The 18,782-nt window shown below is 64.4% G+C and carries 17 protein-coding genes; 7 read left to right on the plus strand and 10 right to left on the minus strand.

Annotated elements, in window-relative coordinates:
• Window positions 1-50: 50 nt before the first annotated feature.
• The 4 genes from B5F74_RS09045 to B5F74_RS09060 all read right to left on the minus strand — a co-directional run bounded on the left by B5F74_RS09045 (window position 51) and on the right by B5F74_RS09060 (window position 4,547).
• Window positions 51-1,436, minus strand: coding sequence for a 6-phospho-alpha-glucosidase (locus tag B5F74_RS09045; RefSeq protein WP_087201780.1), 1,386 nt, complete (start codon window positions 1,434-1,436; stop codon window positions 51-53).
• 108 nt (window positions 1,437-1,544) lie between these two features.
• Complete coding sequence (locus B5F74_RS09050; RefSeq protein ID WP_087201782.1) at window positions 1,545-3,149, minus strand: PTS transporter subunit EIIC; 1,605 nt, start codon at window positions 3,147-3,149, stop codon at window positions 1,545-1,547.
• Window positions 3,150-4,019, minus strand: coding sequence for a PRD domain-containing protein (locus B5F74_RS09055; RefSeq protein ID WP_087201784.1), 870 nt, complete (start codon window positions 4,017-4,019; stop codon window positions 3,150-3,152).
• 24 nt (window positions 4,020-4,043) lie between these two features.
• Window positions 4,044-4,547, minus strand: a complete 504-nt coding sequence (locus B5F74_RS09060; RefSeq protein WP_087201786.1) for a PTS glucose transporter subunit IIA — start codon at window positions 4,545-4,547, stop codon at window positions 4,044-4,046.
• A 424-nt stretch (window positions 4,548-4,971) separates the two neighbouring features.
• Between B5F74_RS09060 and B5F74_RS09065 the strand changes: the two genes are divergently transcribed.
• The 7 genes from B5F74_RS09065 to B5F74_RS09095 all read left to right on the plus strand — a co-directional run bounded on the left by B5F74_RS09065 (window position 4,972) and on the right by B5F74_RS09095 (window position 11,509).
• Entirely contained in the window at window positions 4,972-5,220 is a 249-nt protein-coding gene (locus B5F74_RS09065) for a hypothetical protein (protein ID WP_066831421.1), read from the plus strand.
• A 2-nt stretch (window positions 5,221-5,222) separates the two neighbouring features.
• Window positions 5,223-5,672 carry a nickel-responsive transcriptional regulator NikR gene (gene nikR, locus B5F74_RS09070; RefSeq protein ID WP_239283442.1) on the plus strand — a complete coding sequence of 150 codons (450 nt, stop codon included), beginning with the start codon at window positions 5,223-5,225 and terminating at the stop codon, window positions 5,670-5,672.
• The gene (hypF, locus tag B5F74_RS09075; protein WP_087201788.1) at window positions 5,669-8,188 is read left to right on the plus strand and encodes a carbamoyltransferase HypF; all 2,520 of its coding nucleotides are present in this window, start codon (window positions 5,669-5,671) and stop codon (window positions 8,186-8,188) included. The genes nikR and hypF overlap by 4 nt, the downstream gene beginning before the upstream one ends.
• 215 nt (window positions 8,189-8,403) lie before the next feature.
• Window positions 8,404-8,661 carry a HypC/HybG/HupF family hydrogenase formation chaperone gene (locus B5F74_RS09080; RefSeq protein ID WP_087201828.1) on the plus strand — a complete coding sequence of 86 codons (258 nt, stop codon included), beginning with the start codon at window positions 8,404-8,406 and terminating at the stop codon, window positions 8,659-8,661.
• Window positions 8,658-9,776: a hydrogenase formation protein HypD gene (hypD, locus tag B5F74_RS09085; RefSeq protein WP_239283444.1), complete on the plus strand. Its 1,119-nt coding sequence runs from the start codon at window positions 8,658-8,660 to the stop codon at window positions 9,774-9,776. Before B5F74_RS09080 ends, hypD begins: the two co-directional genes overlap by 4 nt.
• A 34-nt stretch (window positions 9,777-9,810) precedes the next feature.
• Window positions 9,811-10,833 carry a hydrogenase expression/formation protein HypE gene (gene hypE, locus B5F74_RS09090; protein WP_087201790.1) on the plus strand — a complete coding sequence of 341 codons (1,023 nt, stop codon included), beginning with the start codon at window positions 9,811-9,813 and terminating at the stop codon, window positions 10,831-10,833.
• Window positions 10,834-10,846: 13 nt separating this feature from the next.
• Complete coding sequence (locus tag B5F74_RS09095; protein ID WP_087201793.1) at window positions 10,847-11,509, plus strand: HAD-IA family hydrolase; 663 nt, start codon at window positions 10,847-10,849, stop codon at window positions 11,507-11,509.
• A 73-nt stretch (window positions 11,510-11,582) separates the two neighbouring features.
• Here B5F74_RS09095 and tsaD read toward each other — a convergent pair whose 3' ends face one another.
• The 6 genes from tsaD to acpS are packed head-to-tail and all read right to left on the minus strand — an operon-like array spanning window position 11,583 to window position 18,547.
• Window positions 11,583-14,030, minus strand: a complete 2,448-nt coding sequence (gene tsaD / locus B5F74_RS09100) for a tRNA (adenosine(37)-N6)-threonylcarbamoyltransferase complex transferase subunit TsaD (RefSeq protein ID WP_087201795.1) — start codon at window positions 14,028-14,030, stop codon at window positions 11,583-11,585.
• A complete protein-coding gene (gene tsaE / locus B5F74_RS09105) occupies window positions 14,030-14,566 on the minus strand; it encodes a tRNA (adenosine(37)-N6)-threonylcarbamoyltransferase complex ATPase subunit type 1 TsaE (protein ID WP_066831412.1) in 537 nt (178 codons plus the stop codon). The genes tsaD and tsaE overlap by 1 nt, the downstream gene beginning before the upstream one ends.
• Before the next feature lies 1 nt (window position 14,567).
• Window positions 14,568-15,227: a uracil-DNA glycosylase gene (locus B5F74_RS09110; protein ID WP_087201797.1), complete on the minus strand. Its 660-nt coding sequence runs from the start codon at window positions 15,225-15,227 to the stop codon at window positions 14,568-14,570.
• A 9-nt stretch (window positions 15,228-15,236) separates the two neighbouring features.
• Window positions 15,237-16,388: an alanine racemase gene (gene alr, locus B5F74_RS09115; protein WP_087201799.1), complete on the minus strand. Its 1,152-nt coding sequence runs from the start codon at window positions 16,386-16,388 to the stop codon at window positions 15,237-15,239.
• A 3-nt stretch (window positions 16,389-16,391) separates the two neighbouring features.
• Window positions 16,392-18,008 carry an NAD(P)H-hydrate dehydratase gene (locus tag B5F74_RS09120; protein ID WP_087201801.1) on the minus strand — a complete coding sequence of 539 codons (1,617 nt, stop codon included), beginning with the start codon at window positions 18,006-18,008 and terminating at the stop codon, window positions 16,392-16,394.
• A gap of 17 nt (window positions 18,009-18,025) precedes the next feature.
• A complete protein-coding gene (gene acpS / locus B5F74_RS09125; RefSeq protein ID WP_087201803.1) occupies window positions 18,026-18,547 on the minus strand; it encodes a holo-ACP synthase in 522 nt (173 codons plus the stop codon).
• Window positions 18,548-18,782 lie beyond the last annotated feature (235 nt).

The raw sequence follows: 18,782 nt of genomic DNA on the forward strand, positions 1-18,782 counted from the left end.
GCAGCCGCAGACAGCGGCCGCGCCCCGCGCACGGAAGCTTTTCGCTCGACTTAGTGAAGCTCGGGCCAGTATCCCTTGTTGGCCTCGATCATGTCGTCCAGGATCTCCTTGGCCACCGTCATGGACGGCACCGTCTTGTTCAGGGTGAACGCCTGGAGGACTTTCTCGTAGGACCCCTCGATGGCGCCCTGGACCAGCAGCTTCTCGGAGTTGAGCTGCTGCATCATGAGTCCCTGCTGGAACAGGGGAATCGGGTCCTGGCAGATGACCTCGGGGCCCTTCTTGCCGATGTAGGCGGGCACCTCGACCATAGCGTCATACGGCATGTTCGGCAGCGCGCCGCGGTTCTCGGTGATGACCAGGAAGCGCGCCTTGGTGTCGTTCTTCAGGGCGATGGCCAGATCGGCGATCCAATCGCCGTGGCTGCCCGCATAGAACACGCTCTCATCGATCTCGCCGGTCTTCTCGTAGCGGTCGATGCCGTCGAAGAGGTTCTTCTCACGCGTCTCCTCGACCTCGTTGGCGCGGGTGCGCTCGGGATTGGAGTGCTCGACGAACTCCTTCTGCTGGAGGTAGTAGTTGAGGTAGGTGTTGGGCAGATACTCGGGGAAGAGCTCCATGATCTCGTAGACGCCCTTCCACACGTAGTACCAGCTGCCCTTGGTGTGGCGGTTCTGCTCGGGGTTCTCGTCGCCCTCGTCGCCGGACTTGGCGGCCTTCATGAGCGACTGCTTGTCAGCCAAGAACGCCGCGGGCAGCAGGATCTCGTGCTCCTTGATGTACTCGCGCAGACGCGGCAGCGCCTCCTCGCCGTTCACCTCGATGGAGGTGAACCAGCCGAAGTGGTTCAATCCGAAGTAATCGTAGACGATATCCTTCTTGCTGCACTCGAGCGCCGCGGCGACCACGTCGATGATCGCAATGGGCATGTCGCAGATGTTGATGATGCGCGCCTTCGGGCGAAGCACGCGGCAGGCCTCGGAAACGATGGCGGCCGGGTTGGAGTAGTTCAGGATCCAATAGGTCGGCTTCGCGTACTTCTCCACGTCATCGATGAGCTCCACCATGGGGAAGATGGTGCGCATGCCGTATGCGAGACCGCCGCAGCCGCAGGTCTCCTGGCCGACGCAGCCATGGCGCAGCGGGATCTTCTCGTCCTGCTCACGCATCGCGTAGCCGCCCACGCGCATCTGCGCGAAGACGAAGTCGGCATCGGTGAACGCCTCGGCCTTGTCCGTGGTGACCGTCAGCTTGATGTCCAGCTTGAGGTCCTCGTGCAGGATCCAGTCCACGAGCACGCCGACCTTGCGCTGGCGCTCCTCGTTGATGTCGTACAGACGGATCTCGTCGACCTCGAGCTCGTCTTTGCGCAGGGCGATCGACTTGACGATGCCCGGGGTGAACGTGGAACCGCCGCCCGCCAAAGTGATAATCATGTTCGCTGCTTCCTTTCAACGATGTGCTGAATACCTACGTTTTCAGGCGGGGCCGACCGGAAAGCGCCCGGCCCCGCTTGGTCGATTGCATCCCAGATGGGGGCGCGCCTACATGTTGGCGAGGGCCTCCTCGACCTTGCCGCGCACGCTTGCGACCTCCATGCCGAAGATCACCTGGATATCGTTGCCCTTGCGAACGATACCGCTGTTCTTCATATGGTTGATGAGATCCTCGTTGACCTTGGACTCGTCGGCGACGTTGACGCGCAGGCGGGTGAAGCAGTTCTCCACGGACATGATGTTGCCCTTGCCGCCCAGGCCGGCGATGAGATCGAGGACGGCGTCGTCACCGGAGGCAGCCGCGGCGGAGCCGGAGGCAGCGGGAGCCGCGACGGCGGCGGTGCCGGAATCGGCAGAGGCGTCCTCGACGGCAACGGCGTCCTCGTCGCCCTCGCGACCCGGCGTGTGCAGATGCAGCTTCTTGATGAGCAGCGTGAACAGCGCGAAATAGAGCGCAGCGTTGACCACGCCCAGAACGATCATCATGGGCCAGTTGGTCTTGTCGACGCCGAGCACGAGGTTGGACACCATGATGTTGATGATGCCGCCCGACGTGGCAGCGGGGATGGACAGAACCTTCAGCAGCATGAGGAACAGACCGGACAGCAGCGAATGGATCACGAACAGGATCGGCGCGGCAAACACGAACAGGAAGTCGATCGGCTCGGTGATGCAGGTGAGCACGGCGGTGATCATCAGCGGGATGATGATGGACTCGGTCTTCTTGCGGTTGGCCTTATAGGACGTGACGATGAAGGCGGCGCCGATGCCCAGATACGGCCACAGGTTGTTGAACGTGTAGCTGTTGAAGTAGGTGCTGTCGGAGAAGGGCTGACCGGTCATGGCCATCTCGGCAACACGGATCGGGTACGCACCGGCGATGGTCTGGCCGGCAACGGTCAGGGTACCGCCCACGTCAGAGAACTGGAACGGCGTGTAGACGAGGTGATGCAGGCCCAGCGGCACGAGCAGCTTGTTGAGCATGCCGTAAATGAACAGGCCGATGTTGCCGCTCTGCAGGATCAGGCTGGCGATCGCCGAGATCGCTCCCTGCACAGGCGGCCAGATGAAGCAGAAGGCAACGCCCAGCACCAGCGAGATGCAGATCATGATCAAGAACGGGAAGCGCACGCCGGAGAACATGGAGAGCGCCAGCGGGAACTGCTTGGAGCCGAAGCGGTTGAACACGACGCCCGCGATGCAGCCGATGATGATGCCGCCGAACACGCCGGTGTCGAGCACCTGGATGCCCAGGACCTCGCTCTGGCCGGTGCCGGTCAGGCCGAGCATCTCATTGGGCTCGGCAAGCATGCCCATGGCGTTCAGCATGATGTTGTTGGCGTTCAGGAACAGGAAGAACGACATAAGGCCGATCAGCGTCGCATGCCCCTTGTCCTTCTTCGCCATAGCGCCCGCGATGCCCGCGCAGAAGATGACAGCCAGGTTGTTGACGATGAACATCAGGCTGTTGTAGATGATCTGGCCGGTCACGGCGAAAAACGGCAGCTGCAGGAACGGAACCATCGCGGTGACGGTCTGGTTGGTGAGCACGATGCCCAAAATCAGCACGGTGCCAGCAACAGACAGGTACATCAGCGGCTGGACGATGGACTTCGAGAACACCTCCAGCGAGCCCTTAATCTTTCCCAACATTTACTCAGTACTCCTTTCCCCTGTGCTCGGGCCCGAGGCCATCGCGTGTACGAGATTCATGATGTGGTAAACCAGATAGCCCTTCTCCGCGTCGGTCACGCTGCGTCCGTAGGTGCCCGCAACATAGGCCCCGATCTTCTCGGCGCACGCGAGCGCGGCGGGGTACTGGTCCTTACCCAAATTGAACAGAAACGTGTCCTCCGACTGCTTCGAGTCCTCGCTCAAAACGCGCTGGGCGAAAAACTGCAGATGGCGGAGGAACCGCTCGTATTGGATGGACTCCTCGTCATAGGTGATCGAGAAGTCCCTGGAAACGATGTCCAAGATGTCCTGGATCATGCGGATGGACAGCACCAGGACGTCGGCGCGCTGGCCCATCGTGGCGTTCACGATGTGCAGCGCGATGAAGCCGGTCTCCCCCTCCGAGATCCAGATGCCCATGCGCTCGTGGATAATGCCCGCGGCGCGACGGGCGAGGGCGAACTCGCGCTTGTAGAACTGCTTGATTTCCATAAGCAGCGGGTTCTCGCAGGGCACGCCCGCGCGCTCGCGCTCGAGCGACAGCGAGATGTGGTCGGCGAGCGCGATCAGCAGGTTGTTGCCCACATGAAGGTCCGATTCGCGCTGAACCATCGAGACGATCTCGTCGGCGACGGTGAGGTATTCGACCGGGATGCTCTTGATGAGGTTCTCGAAGCGCGTACGGTTCTCCTCGCTATCGAGCGTATAGACCTTTTCCACCATGCTCTGGTCGACCTCGTCGCCCGCGCGCTTTGAAAACGCCAGGCCACGCCCAACGGCAACGCATTCGGCGCCGGAATCATCGGTAACCAAAACGACGTTGTTGTTGTATACGCGCTTGATGAGCATCGGTAGTTCCTCGTCGCCGTTGTCTTACGCAAACCAGATGACAGCATCGCCCAGGGCAACCGCGCCCTCATCGCATGTGTGCAGGGTGCCGTCGCAGGTGGACTCGGCGACGAGCACCATCGTGGTGGCGGGATGGCCCGCCTCGGCGATCTTGTTCAAATCGAAGGTCACGAGCTTCTGACCGGCGGAAACGCGGTCGCCCTGGGAGATATGGGCCGTGAAGCCGTCGCCCTTCATGTCGACGGTATCGATACCGATATGCAGCAGAACGGAGATGCCGTTATCGCCCTGCACGGCAACCGCATGGCCCGTGGGGAACAAAGCCTGGACGGTTCCGGTGACCGGCGCGACGAGCACGCCCTCGCTCGGTTCGATGGCGATGCCGTCCCCCATGGTCTTGCTCGCGAACGCCGGATCGCTCACCGACTCGAGCTTGACGACCGTTCCCGCAACGGGGCAGGTGACCTCGGGGCGGGAAGCCGCAGCGTGCTCTTGCTGCTTTGAGAAGAGATTGGAGAAGATGCCCATAGATGCGCTCCTGTTCGAACATGTCGACTATCGACAAAAAATAGGCCTAACCAAAAGCCGAAGACATCCCGCCCTGTGGCGGGTCCTCAAGATTTTGGTTAGGCCTACTCGAGCGCAGTAACCTTCCGCATTTCTTGCGACAGCAATTGACTATAGAAAGATATCACGCATCCTAATCGATTTCGGCGGCGAACGGTTGTATTTTGGCGATGAGCGGATTCGCCCCGCCCCATCGCATGGCGAACAGAGCAAGCAGAGGGTCGCAAGATCCCTTACCCGACCGGGAAGACCGCAGCACTGCGCCCGTGCGGGCGCGCGCCGCCCGAGAACCTTGTGCGCTACACTTGGAAGCACTGGCTGCCCGCGCGGGGCGTCAGGCGCAAAACACACGGAGGCGTTCCCTCACGCACGAAGGAGGCACGCGATGCACGATACCGGCATGAACATGGGACAGCTCGCCATGAGCGTCAAGCAGATCGACGACACGATCGCGATGGCGCGGGGCTGGAGCCACGATTTGCTGCACGCCACCGAGAACTACGACATGGAGCGCATCGGAGCCATGCTCGAGGCAGCCATGGGCTCCCTCGATCAGGCCCGCGCGGCCCTCGAGGGCTACGAGGACGCCATCGAGGCGGATCACAACTCCGTCGGAACCGTCAGGCTGGTGTAGCCGTGGGCTGCCCTGAGAACGCCGGCGAACTCGTCCGGTTCTCCGTCGCGGTTCCGGAGGAGATGCTTGCCGGGTTCGACGCCTTGATCGCACGGCGCGGCGATGCCCGCAACCGATCGGAAGCCATCCGGGACCTCATGCGCGCGGCGCTCGTGCGCGAAAACCTGCGCACGCCGGACGAGCAGGTCATCGGCTCGCTCACCATGATCTACGACCACCACACCGGAGACCTGACGCGCCGCCTCGACGAGGTCCAGCACGACTACACCGACGAGATCGTCTCCACGATGCACGTGCACCTCGACCATCACAACTGCCTGGAGATCCTTGCGCTTCGGGGCAGGGGTGCGCGCGTCTACGAGCTCGCCGACAAGCTCCTCGGCCTTCGCGGCGTCCATCACGGGGAGCTTACGTGCGCGGCCACCGGGGCGAGCCTGGACCTGAACGCATGAGCGGCCCCGCCGGGCACCGCCGCCATGTAGCCGTCCACGTCACGGGCATCGTGCAAGGTGTGGGCATGCGCCCTTTCGTCTATCGCGAAGCCCGCGCGCACCGCATCGCGGGATGGGTGCTCAACGCGCCTGACGGGGTGCACATCGATGCCGTCGGCAGCACCCCGGATATCGAGGCCTTCCTCGAGGGTCTCCGCGGGCACGCCCCCGCCGCCGCGCGCATCGACGCGGTCTCCGTGCGCGACATGGAATGCCCCGATGAGCCCGAGCCGGGCGATCCGCGCTTCGCTATCCTCGCATCCGACGCGGGCGGCGCACGGACCACGCTCGTATCGCCCGATATCGCGACGTGCGACGACTGTCTGCGGGAGCTCTCCGACCCCGCCGACCGACGCTACCACTACCCCTTCATCAACTGCACCAACTGCGGCCCTCGCTTCACCATCATCCGCTCGCTGCCCTATGACCGGGCGGCGACCTCGATGGGCGCCTTCCCCATGTGCCCGGAATGCGCCGCCGAATATGCTGACCCCACCGACCGCCGGTTCCACGCCCAACCGGACGCCTGCTTTGCCTGCGGGCCCCATATCACGTGGCGCGAGCACGGGCGCGGCGCGGCGGGCGCGCCTGCGCGCGGGACAACGCGCGAGGAAAGCGATGCGATCATCGAGCGGTGCGCCGAGCTGCTGGAAAACGGGGGCATCGTTGCCATCAAGGGGCTCGGGGGCTTCCATCTGGCCTGCAGCGCGGAGGATGACAGTGCGGTGCGCGAGCTTCGCCGCCGCAAGCGGCGCAGCAGCAAGCCGTTCGCCATCATGGTCCGCACCGTTCGCGATGCGCAGTCCCTCTGCTCCGTCGACGCCCAGGAGCGCGAGCTTCTCACAGGAAGCATCCGCCCTATCGTCCTGCTCGCGCGCGCCGGCCGCGAAGGCGGCATCGATCTGGCCCACGACGTCGCCCGCGACCTCCCCGAGATCGGCGTCATGCTGCCGTACACGCCGCTACAGCACCTCATCATGGCGGCATGTGCCCGACGCGGAATCCGCGCCCTCATCATGACCAGCGGAAACATCAGCGGCGAACCGATCGAGACCGATGATGACGACGCCTGGAGGCGTCTCGGCCCTATCGCAGACGCCCTGCTGGGAAACGACCGGGCCATCCTCTCGCGCTACGACGACTCCGTCGTGCGCTGCGCAGGCGGCCGCGTCCTTCCCGTGCGCCGGGCGCGCGGGTACGCGCCCCGGCCCCTTCCGCTGCCGCGCGTCGAGGCCGGCGCGGCCGCGCCCGACCTGCTCGCCTGCGGCTCCGAGCAAAAGGCGACCCTCGCGCTGGTGCGCAACGATCCGGACGGGAGCGCCGCGTGCTTCCTGTCCCAGCATATCGGCGATATCGAGCGGGGCTCCACCTTCGGAGCGTGGCGCGACGCCCTCGAGCGCCTGGAATCCCTGTTCGGCGTGACCCCCGCTGCACTCGCCTGCGATGCGCATCCGTCATACCTGTCGAGCCAATGGGCGCGCCGGCACGCCCGAGCGCACGACATCCCCCTCATCGAGGTGCAGCATCATCATGCGCACATCGCCTCGGTCATCGCCGAGTCCGCGGCGCGCGGCATCCACGATGCCGACGACCCGGTCATCGGCATCGCGTTCGACGGCACGGGCGCCGGGGACGACGGGACCGTGTGGGGCGGGGAGATCCTCGTTGCCGACCTTCGCGGCTTCACGCGCGCGGCGCACCTGCGCCCTTGGCGCCTCCCCGGCGGAGTCGCCAGCATTCGCGATGCCCGGCGCTGCGCATTCTCTCTGCTATCCCGCGACGGCCTGCTCGGCCACGCAGGCGCCGCCCCCTTGATCGAGATGCTCTCAGAGCAGGAGCGCTCCATAACCGCGACCATGGTCGAGCGCGGCATCAACAGCCCCCTCACCAGCAGCATGGGCAGATTCCTCGATGCCTGCGCCGCGATACTCGGCATCTGCGGACACGCAACCTATGAAGGCGAGCCCGCCATCGAGCTCGAGGCCGCCGCGACGCGCGCGCTCAAGCGCAACGGGGGCGCCATGCCCTCGAGCGCGACCCAGGGGCTCCCCTATGCGATACACCACGCCACCGAGCGCGGCCAAGACGCCCAGGCCCGCCCGCGGGAGGCCGGCGGGGGGCGCACCCCTCGATCCGAATGCGACGGTCCCCTTGTACTCGACATGGAGCCCACCGCGCTCGGCCTGCTCGACGGCATCGCCGCCGGCATCGATCCCGATACTCTCGCGCTCGCCCTTCACGAGGCGGTCGCGCAGGCGGCCGCCGATGCCGCGCACCTCGTCTCGCTGCGCACCGGCATTCGGACCGTAGCGCTCTCGGGCGGCGTGTTCATGAATCGCCTGCTGCTCACGCGCACGGCCGCGCTTCTTGAGAGCGCAGGGATGCGCGTGCTCATCCCCACCACCGTCCCCGTCAACGACGGATGCATCGCCTACGGCCAGGCGGCGGTGGCGCGGGCGCACCTCGCACGCCGATAGCCCGGCACGCGGGCGAAATGCGCGAACCTCTGCTGCAACACCGCCGGTATCACCTGGCGCCTTCGCTTCGCGCGCGGCAGCGGGCCGGCGCGAAGGCAATCGACCGGCGCTTCCCTGGCGACGTTGCCCCCATGACAGCGGAGCGGTACCATTTTCTCGATCAACGCGTCGCGGCCGCATCCGAAAGGATGCGGCCGCAGAAAGAGAAGCATGCCATGTGCCTAGCAGTACCGGGCGCCATCACCCGCATCATTGACGCCTCAACCGCAGAAGTCGATATGCTCGGGGCGACGCGCAACATCTCCCTGCGGCTGGTCCCCGAGGCCCGCGTCGGCGATTTCGTGCTCGTCCACGCAGGATTCGGCATCCAGATCATCGATTCCGAAGAGGCGCGCGAGACCATCGAGCTCATCCGGGAGATGGACGAGCTCGTGGCCGAGGAACTCCCCGCCCCCGACGGGGCCACCGCATGAGCGCCTCCCCGAACCGGATGCCGCGTACCGCGGATTTCGCGGCGTTTCGCGACCCGGACCTTGCTCGCGAGCTCATCGCGCGCATCAACGCCCTGGTCGCAGACCGCGCCATCTATCTCATGGAAGTATGCGGGACCCATACCGTCAGCATCGGCCGATACGGGTTCCGCTCCGTTCTGCCCGAAAGCCTGCACCTGCTCTCCGGCCCAGGATGCCCCGTGTGCGTCACGGCGAATCGCGATATCGACCGGGCCATCGCGCTCGCCCGCCTCGACGGCGTCATCATCGCCACCTTCGGAGACATGATGCGCGTTCCCGGATCGAGCACCTCGCTTATTGCCGAGAAGGCGGCCGGCCGCGATATCCGCGTCGTCTACTCGCCGCTCGACGCCCTCGATATCGCCGCGCAGAACCCTGCGCGCGAGGTCGTGTTCATCAGCGTCGGATTCGAAACGACCACGCCCGCCATGGCAGCCTGCGTTCTTGAGGCCGCCGAGCGCGGCCTTTCAAATTTCTCCCTGTTCTGTGCGAACAAGACGACGCCCGCGGCGCTCCGCGCCATCGAAGACGACCCGCAGACGCGCATCGACGGCTTCCTGCTCCCCGGACACGTCTCGACCATCACGGGGGCGGCGCCCTATCGATTCCTCGTCGACGAGTTCTCCACCCCCGGCGTCATCACGGGCTTCGAGCCCGTCGATATTCTCGCCGGCATCGAGATGCTTGCGCGCATGGTCATCTCCGGCGCCCCCGATATCAAAAACGCCTACCCTCGCGGCGCGCACCGCGAGGGCAACACGGTCGCGCAGCGTCTGTGCGCCGAGGTCTTCGAGCCGTGCGATGCCCTCTGGCGCGGGCTCGGTGAACTTCCCGCCTCAGGACTCAGGCTGCGCGACGCCTACGCGGCCTTCGATGCGTCCAAGCGGTTCGACATCGAGGCCGAGCCGACCGTCGAGCCGCGCGGATGCCGCTGCGGCGACGTGCTCCGCGGTCGCATCGCGCCTGGCGAGTGCCCGCTGTTCGATCGCGGCTGCACCCCCGAACACCCCATCGGACCATGCATGGTCTCCAGCGAGGGAAGCTGCGCCGCCTCCTTCCGCTTCAAAGACCGCTAACGAGTCACCCGGAGAGCTGATCGATATGAAATCAATGGACGAGCAGACGGTGCTCCTTGGCCACGGCTCAGGCGGCCAGATGATGAAGCGCCTCATCGACGACATCTTCTTCGAGGCGTTCGGCTCTCCCGAACTCCTAGTCGGAAACGACGCGGGCGTCGCCGAACTTCCCGCCACGGGCCGCATCGCGCTCTCGACCGACAGCTTCGTCGTGACGCCCCAGTTCTTTCCCGGAGGCGATATCGGCAGGCTGGCGGTATGCGGTACGGTCAACGATGTCGCCACATCCGGAGCGCACGTTCGATACCTTTCGTGCGGGTTCATTCTCGAAGAGGGCTATCCGCTCGATGCACTCCGGCGCATCGTGACGTCGATGGCCGACACGGCACGCGAGGCCGGCGTGCGCATCATCACCGGCGATACGAAGGTGGTCGAGCGCGGCGGCGTCGACGGCATCTACATCAACACCGCGGGCGTCGGGGAGGTCCCTGCCGGCGTCGACCTCTCGGGGGCGAACTGCGCGCCCGGCGACGCCATCGTGCTCTCCGGCACGCTGGGGGATCACGGCATCGCCGTCATGAGCCAGCGCGAAGGCCTCGCCTTCTCTACCGACATCGTGAGCGACGCCGCGCCCCTCAACCATCTCATCGCGGCCGTCATGGATGCCGCGCCGCATGTCCACTGCTTCCGCGATCCGACCCGCGGCGGCATCGCCAGCACCTTAAACGAGTTCGCCGCCGCCAGCCGCACCGTCCTCGAAGTGGAGGAGCAGGCCGTCCCTGTGCGCCCCGAGGTACGCGGCGCCTGCGAGATGCTCGGCTACGACGTTCTTCAAGTCGCCAACGAGGGCAAGATGGTCGCCATCGTGCCGGCCGACGAAGCCGAGGCGGCGCTCGCAGCCATGCGCTCATCTCGCTACGGAGAGCACGCCGCGATCATCGGAACCGTCTGCGAGCTTGCCTGCGGCACCGAGCCGTATGTCCGCGTGCGAACCCCTTGGGGGTCGACGCGCATCCTCGACATGCTCGTCGGCGAGCAGCTTCCCCGAATTTGCTAGGAGCACCGCCCATATGCCTTTCACTCATGTCATCTTCGACCTCGACGGCACCGTTCTCAACACCCTCGAGGATCTCGCGCGCAGCGCGAACCGCGTTTGCACGGCGCACGGCTGGCCGACCTTTCCCATCGACGCCTATCGCTATAAGGTGGGAAACGGCATGCAGAAGCTGGTCGAACGCTTCATGCCCGCTGAATTCGCAGGGGACGGAGCTCTGTTCGAGCGCGTGCTCTCGGAGTTCCGGACCTGCTACGACCTCCACAAGGAAGATCACACGGCCCCCTACCCGGGAACCATCGAGATGCTCGATGCGCTGCGCTCAGCGGGGCTGACGCTCGCCGTCCTCACCAATAAGGACCATGCCGCCGCCCTCCCGCTGATCGAACGCTATTTCGGCGCCGGCCGATTCGCCGTCGTCCAGGGCCATACGGCGCAGTTCGATCCCAAACCGGCAGCGCCCATCACGCTCCATGTTCTCGAGCAGCTCGATGCCGCGCCGGAGCGGACGCTCTACGTAGGCGACTCCAACGTAGACGTGGAAACCGGCCACAACGCGGGTCTCGCCGTAGCGGGCGTCACCTGGGGATTCCGCGGCCGCACGGAACTCGAGGCGGCAGGGGCCGACTTCATCGTCGACACGCAGCAGCAACTCGTAGACATCGCGCTCGGCCGATAGCCGCCCCCGCTCGCGCCTTCGATTCTCCGTTTCCCCTTTTCGAGAGGACGAACGCGGACCGATCGGCACTTCCCTAAAGCGTCATGTTGGGATCCGCATCGATCGAGAAGTCCGAGAACTCGCCTTTCAAGAACTTCTCTCGCGCAACGACGGCGATCATGGCGGCGTTATCGGTGCACGCGTTTTGCGGAGGCACGGTCACCCTGATCCCCTGGCGGCTCAGCTTCCTGACCATCATGTCGCGCAAGTGGGGGTTGGCCGCGACGCCACCGCCGATGCAGTACTCCTTTGCCCCCGTCTCGCGCAATGCGTTGCGCGCCTTCTTGTACTGAACGTCGAAAACCGCCGCCTCGAACGAGGCTGCGAGGTCGGGCAGATGGATAGGCCTGCCCGCTTTGTTCTCCTGCTCGATATAGAGCATGACCGCGGTCTTGAGCCCTGAGAGCGAGAAGCGGTAATCTCCCTTGCGATTCAGGGCGCGCGGGAAGTCTATGGCCTTGGGGTTGCCGTCCTCCGCAAGGCGCGAGATGATCGGCCCTCCGGGATACCCGAGCCCGAGCGCCTTCGCGACCTTGTCGAACGCCTCGCCCACCGCATCGTCAAGCGTCTCCCCCAGCACCTCGTAATCGCCCCACGCGCGCACGTGCACGAGCATCGTATGACCGCCGGACACCAGCGTGAAGATGAACGGGGGCTTGAGGTCGGGGGTTGTCAGCAGGTTGGCGTACAGATGCCCCTCAAGATGGTTCACGCAGATGAGCGGCTTTCCCGCCGCATAGGCGAAGCCCTTGGCGAATGCCACGCCGACCACCAGCGCGCCGACAAGACCCGGGCCCTGCGTCACGCCCACCGCGGCGAGCTCCTTGGGCGACAGCGCCCCGCCCTCGAGACCGAGCGCCTCCGCCGCCTCCTCGAGTGCGGCATCGACGACGCCGACGATGACCTCGACATGCTTACGGGAGGCGATTTCGGGCACCACGCCGCCAAAGCGGGCATGAAAATCGATCTGGGTAGAAACCTGATTCGCCAGCAGGGTGCCGTCCGCGTCGATGATGGCGACGGCCGTCTCGTCACACGAGCTCTCGATAGCGAGCACGGGCTTTCGACGATCGAGCTCAGCAAGCTCGGCATCCGTACGGCGGGGCTCGGAAAGCGGCCAGGCGCGATGGACGGCGGAGGTCGGCTCGGGAGACGCCGCATCAACCGGCAAGGCCAACGGAAGCGAGGCGCTCATGACGCAGGCATCGATACCGGGGCCGTAGTAGCCGCGCCTGACTCCCACCTGAGAGAACCCGAGCTCCTCATAGAGCGCAACGGCGGCGGCGTTATCCGCTTCGACCTCAAGAGACGCGCTTTCGCAGCCGAGCATCTGCGCGTCATAGCTTACGTGCGCGAGCAGCTTGCGCGCGATGCCCTGACGACGATAGCCCGCGTCGACCGCGACGTCCAGCACCTGGACATCCTTATCAACGATCATACCCCCCGCGATGCCGATGAGCCTGCCGTCGTCATGGGCCACCCACCAGGAGCGCGGCGCTGCGACCCCGTCTCCCAGCTCATCCAAAAACATCGTCGGCGTCCACGGAGCATGCCCCGCGCCCTCGAAACAAGCCGCCTCGAGTTCCGAGGCCGCTTCCGCATCAGCGGCGCCCATGGGCCTCAGCTGCAGATGCCTGCCGGCAAGCTCGTCGGCAACGCCGGTCGTATCCATATGAGCGCTTTCCGCCAGGCCAAGGCGCCTGCGCTCGTTTTCCTCCGCATCCGACAGACGCGTGTAGATGGGAAGCACGAGCGCGGGGTCTCCGGAACCAAGCGCCGTCTCGGATCCGCCCGCTTCGTCGATAAGCGCGCGGGCGGCAAGCAGCAACCCTTCACCCGTCGGCCACCACAGATCGCGCGACAGCACGCGCGTCATCAGGCCCGCCTCTTCAAACCGGTTGCCGTAGCGCACCAAGCCGTCGCCGGTCAGCTGAATCTCGTGCGCATCGGGACGGGAGGACCACTCTTCGATGGCGACCGAGGCCTTTACGACGCGCTCGCGCTCATAGAGCCGCACCGCGCCCCTCTCGTCAAGACGGTAGAGCGCGGGGTACACCTCGCCGCGCATGGCATCGGCGGCAACGCCCACGAGACCGCGGACGCCCGCTCGCCATGCCGTCCATGCGGTCGCGTCGAGCGTCGAGATGCCGAACAGATCGACGTTGGCACCGCGCGCAAGGCCCTTTGCCGTGGAGATCCCGATACGCACGCCCGTGAACGAGCCGGGGCCGCGCCCGACCAGCACCGCGTCGACGTCGTCCATGGTTTTTCCGGCCTTCTCGAGCACCGCGGCAACGGTGTCGACCAGCTCCACGTTCGCATGGCGACGGCACAGATGGTCGGCTCGGGCGAGAACCTCAACGCCCGCGGCGGCCGCAGGCGACACGCCGTGCGCCGGCCACCACGCCAGCGCGCACGCCAGCATATCGGTCGACGTATCGCACGCCAAGATCAACGATCGCATCTCATCTGCATCTGACATCAATTGCATCCATTTCCCGTCGCGTCAGGCGCGCCCGCGATGCGGGCCGCCGCCAGATCGATATCACGCGCAAGCTCCTGCGCTCGAACGCCGTGCGGCTCAAGCGACACCAAGCGTCTCGTCTCGTCTTCCGGATCGCGCTGGATCACCACGGAGAGGAACTCGTCGGTCAGCTCGTCCTGGAACTGCTCCCCCCACTCCAGCACGCATACGCCCTCGTATCCCAGCACGTCGTACACGCCCGTATCCTCGAGTTCATACGCATGCTCCAGACGATACAGATCAAAATGGAACAAGGGGATCCGCCCGCCATCGTGCACCGCCATGAGCGCAAAGGTGGGGCTGGTCACCGGATGGGTGTCCCCCAGCCCGGCAGAGAGCCCCTTGGTCAGATGGGTCTTCCCCACACCCAGGCCCCCGGTGAGCACCAGCACGTCGCCATCGCGCACCTCTCCTGCCATGAGTCGCCCAAATTCCATGGTGTCTTCGACCGATTCGCTCACAAAGCGGCCGGCTCCGATTCGGCTGAGCGCCATGCTACTCCACGACCTTCGGCAGCGCGTCGGAGTGCTCCGACGCGGGCGCAACGGGAGCATCGGCGGGATGGCGCTCGAGATAGTCTCCCAGCATGCGAAAATCCTCTTCGATCAACTTCTGCCACGCGGGGTTGCGCAGCGCTGCCGCCGGGTGAAATGTCGGCATGACCACGAAATGTCCCATCTGATGGAACCTTCCGCGCAGCTTCGTGATGCCGATTTCGGTTTTGAGCACAAAATGCGTCGCAGGGTTCCCCAGCGTCACGATGATATCCGGCCAGATGCTGCGAATCTGCTCCCGCAAAAACGGCGAGCAGGCGAGCACCTCATCGGGCCGAGGATCGCGGTTTCCCGGAGGACGGCACTTCAGCACGTTCGCGATGTAGATATCCTCCCGCTTGAGCCCTGCGAGCGAGAGGATCCCGTTCAGGTTCTCTCCGGCCCTGCCCACAAACGGCTCTCCCTGCAGGTCTTCATTGCGCCCGGGGGCCTCGCCCACAAACATCACGCGCGCATGGGGGTTGCCCACACCGAACACGATGTTCGTGCGCGTCTCGTACAGCGGGCACAGGCGGCAATCCCCCAGCACGGAGCGGATCTCCTCGAGGGAGACCTCGCGTGGCTTCTGGTGCTCATGCCCTGGAATATGCATCACGCCCATGGGTGCTCCTTAGCAGTAGATCTTCTCGAGCCGCATGCCGAACCCGCACGCAACCTCGTAGTTGATGGTGCCGCGCAGCTGCGCCATCTCGTCCATCGTGATCTCGGCGTCCCCGTCGCGCCCGACGACGGTCATGATATCGCCCATCTGGGCCTCGGGAATCTGCTGGCGGGAAGTCTGGGTGATCGCGACCATCATCTGATCCATGCAGATGTTGCCCACCTGGGGGATGCGCATGCCGCGATACAGCACGTCCATGCGATTCGAGAGCGTGCGGGACAGACCGTCCGCATAGCCGAGCGGCAGGGTGCAGATCTGCACGCGCGCGCGGGGAACGCGGTAGGTGAAGCCGTACCCGACACCCTCTCCCATTGCCGGGTGCGCGGTTCGCGTCACGCGCGCCTTGACGCTCATGACGGGGTCGAGCGGGAACACAGGGCGCGTGACCTCACTGGGCTGCAATCCGTACAGGCCGATACCCGCGCGAATCATATCGTAATGCGTCGAGCCGTCGAGGATCGACGCCACGGTGTTGTCGCAGTGGACAATACCGCACTCATATCCCGCATCCTTCATGGCGGCGACCGCCTCGTCGAAACGCTTGCACTGCAGCTTATAGTCCCAGCCGTTCGACTCTTCGGCAGTCGCAAAATGCGTGAACACGCCGTCGCAATGGATGCCGCGATGGAAATCGATCTCGCGCCGGAACTCGAGGACATCGGCATAGTGCACGCCGATGCGATTCATGCCCGTCTCGATCGCCATGTGGTATTTGCCGATCGTGCCGCAGCTCACCGCGCGCTCTCCGTAGGCGAGGGCGAACTCCGATGTGTAGATGGAGGGCATGAGATCGTGCTCGAGCAGCGTGTCGATCGCCGTCATCGGGGGCTCGCTCAGCACCAAAATCGGCTCGACGATCCCGCCTTGGCGAAGCTCGACCCCCTCGTTCACCGTCGCCACGGCGAACATGTCGGTCCCCGTGGCGTGCATGACCTTTGCGCAGGCAACAGCCCCATGACCGTACGCGTCCGCCTTCACGACGCAGCACAGGCGCTGTCGCGGCCCCAAGAGGTTTTTAAACGCACGCGTATTGCGACGAAGCGCGCCCTGGTCGATTTCGACCCACGCCCATCGCGTCAGAGGCTCCTTGCGAAGCACCATGGCCTACTCAGCCTCCCCATCGGTCAGAATTCCCAAATCCTTGCAGGCCTCGTTTTCCACAAGCTGAAGCGCCTCGCCGATCAGGTCGATCAGATCCGTGGCGATAACGCTCTTTTCGCCATATTCGGCGGCTGCGGCAAAACCCGTATAGGAATGAACGGCGACCGCGTAGGCGCACAGCAGCTCCCAGCGATCAACATCGCCATGGGCGGTCGCAACGGTCCCCGCCATAATACCGGCGAGCACATCCCCCGACCCGGCCGTCGCAAGAGAGGCGGGTCCCGAGATGGGAATGAGCACCTTTTCTACGCCCACGATAGCCGTCGTCGCGCCCTTCGCGACCACGACCAGATTATCCGATCCGACCGCCCACTCGATGCGCTGGGCGGCATCGATGGCCGTACCCAGGTCGTCAACCGGAACGTCACCCACCAGGCGAGATAGCTCGCGGTGATGAGGCGTCAAGATGAGCGGGGCCTCGCGACGATAGAGCTCGGGAGTCTTGTCGATACCGTCAATCGAAAGACGCGCAAGGCAGTTGAGGGCATCGGCGTCCAAGATAAGCGGCACGTCGAGTTCAAGCAGGCCGGAAACAACCTGCATGCAGCCGGATGCCGTCGTCATCCCGGGCCCGCAGAGCACGCAATCATATTTCTTTGCGATCTCGCACACCACTTGGCGCGCAGCGGCACCGAACGATCCGCGTGAATCGGACGGAATGGCGATGACCGGAATCGAGGGAAGCGCCATGCGAATCAGATTCGCACACGCATCGGGCGCAGCGACAGCAACATAGCCGGCGCCCGCACGCGCTGCGGACTTCGCGGCCATCATGGCAGCACCGGGATACCGAGCGGACCCCGCGACCACGAGCACCGATCCGCGGGAATACTTGTTGACGTTGGCAGGCAGAGGCTCGATGTAATCCACCAGGTCCGCAGGCTCAACGATTTCAGCCGCATGATCGACATCGTCGATAACCTCATCCAACCGATCGTAAAGCTCGCCGCACACGAGCTCTCCGACAAACTGGGGGCCGTCGGCGCTATAGAGGCCTATCTTGGGGGCGATCATGGTGGCCGTCTTATCAGCCCGCACGCAGTAATCGGCGGCAACGCCGCTGTCAGAATCTAAGCCGGAGGGAACGTCGACGGAAATCACGCGAGGAGAACTGTCGTTCAGCGTCGGGATCCAGATGGAAAACGGCGGACGGACCTCTCCGTGGAAGCCGGTTCCCAAAATCGCATCGATAGCAAGATCGGCTTTCACCAGAAAAGCTGCAAGCTCGTCGCGCGAGGGACCAACGACGATCTCGACATCGCGCCCCGCGGTACGACGGGCGACATGGCGCGCCAAAGCAGACGGAACCTCATTGGGCTCAACGGGAGACACAACGACGACATGGACATCATGCTGCTGCAGGATGTCAGCCGCAACCCAGCCGTCGCCGCCGTTGTTGCCAAAGCCGACAAGAACAACGACCTCCTTCGGATGATACGAAAGAGCTGTCGAAGCTACGAACTCGCCCGCATGCTCCATAAGCTCAGCTTTGGACGTGCCTTCACGCTCGATGATGTTCTCGAGCTTGACTACTTCTTCGGTACTCAGAATAGGCTTCATATAAGCTCCCGTTTCAGTTAGGCCGTTTCGCCGTCCGAGGCGGACAGCTCAATGATAGATGCGCTATCAAGCTCGTCGAGGACCGCACGAGCCTCACGAAAGGATTTTGCGATCTTCGTCCGATCATCTTCTTTGACATCTTTTGGCTTAGGGCGAACATCGGCGGTAATGGCAAGGGCGTTCGCAATGGCCAAATCGGTGGTGAACGATAAGGACAAGGCGACCTCAACAATACCTTGATGCTGGGCGATCTCTGCAGCGCGGCCGCTCAGGACAGCAAGGGGCTTGCCGTTCTTATCACGAGATACGGAAACATCAGATCGACAGACACCTTGACCAAAACCGGTACCGAGCGCTTTAAGGACAGCTTCCCGAGCAGCGAACCTGCAAGCATAGTGCGCCGCAGGACGTGCAGAAGCATCGCAATACGCCCGTTCCTCATCAGTAAACAGGCGCTGAGCAAATGAAGGCGTCCTCTCGAGAATCTGCTCCATGCGGCTGATCTCGACGATGTCGACACCGATTCCCGCCTCTGCCATATACACCACCTAAATCATCTACAAATGCACATGCATAGGTATTGTACTAGCAACTGAGAGATACGACGCAGAAGCACGCAGGAACCACGACAGCCGAAGTAGGCGAAGGCACCGAAACACGGCATGAAAAAGGGGAGGGCCCCGCGGGAACATCCCGCGGGGCCCTCCCCTGCGACGAAGCGCCGTCCACCGGTCAGCGGCGCCCTGCTCTCCCACGGGCTTCCCCCGCAGTACC

This window comes from Collinsella sp. An271, from assembly GCF_002159695.1.
In the GTDB taxonomy this organism is placed as follows: domain Bacteria; phylum Actinomycetota; class Coriobacteriia; order Coriobacteriales; family Coriobacteriaceae; genus Collinsella; species Collinsella ihumii.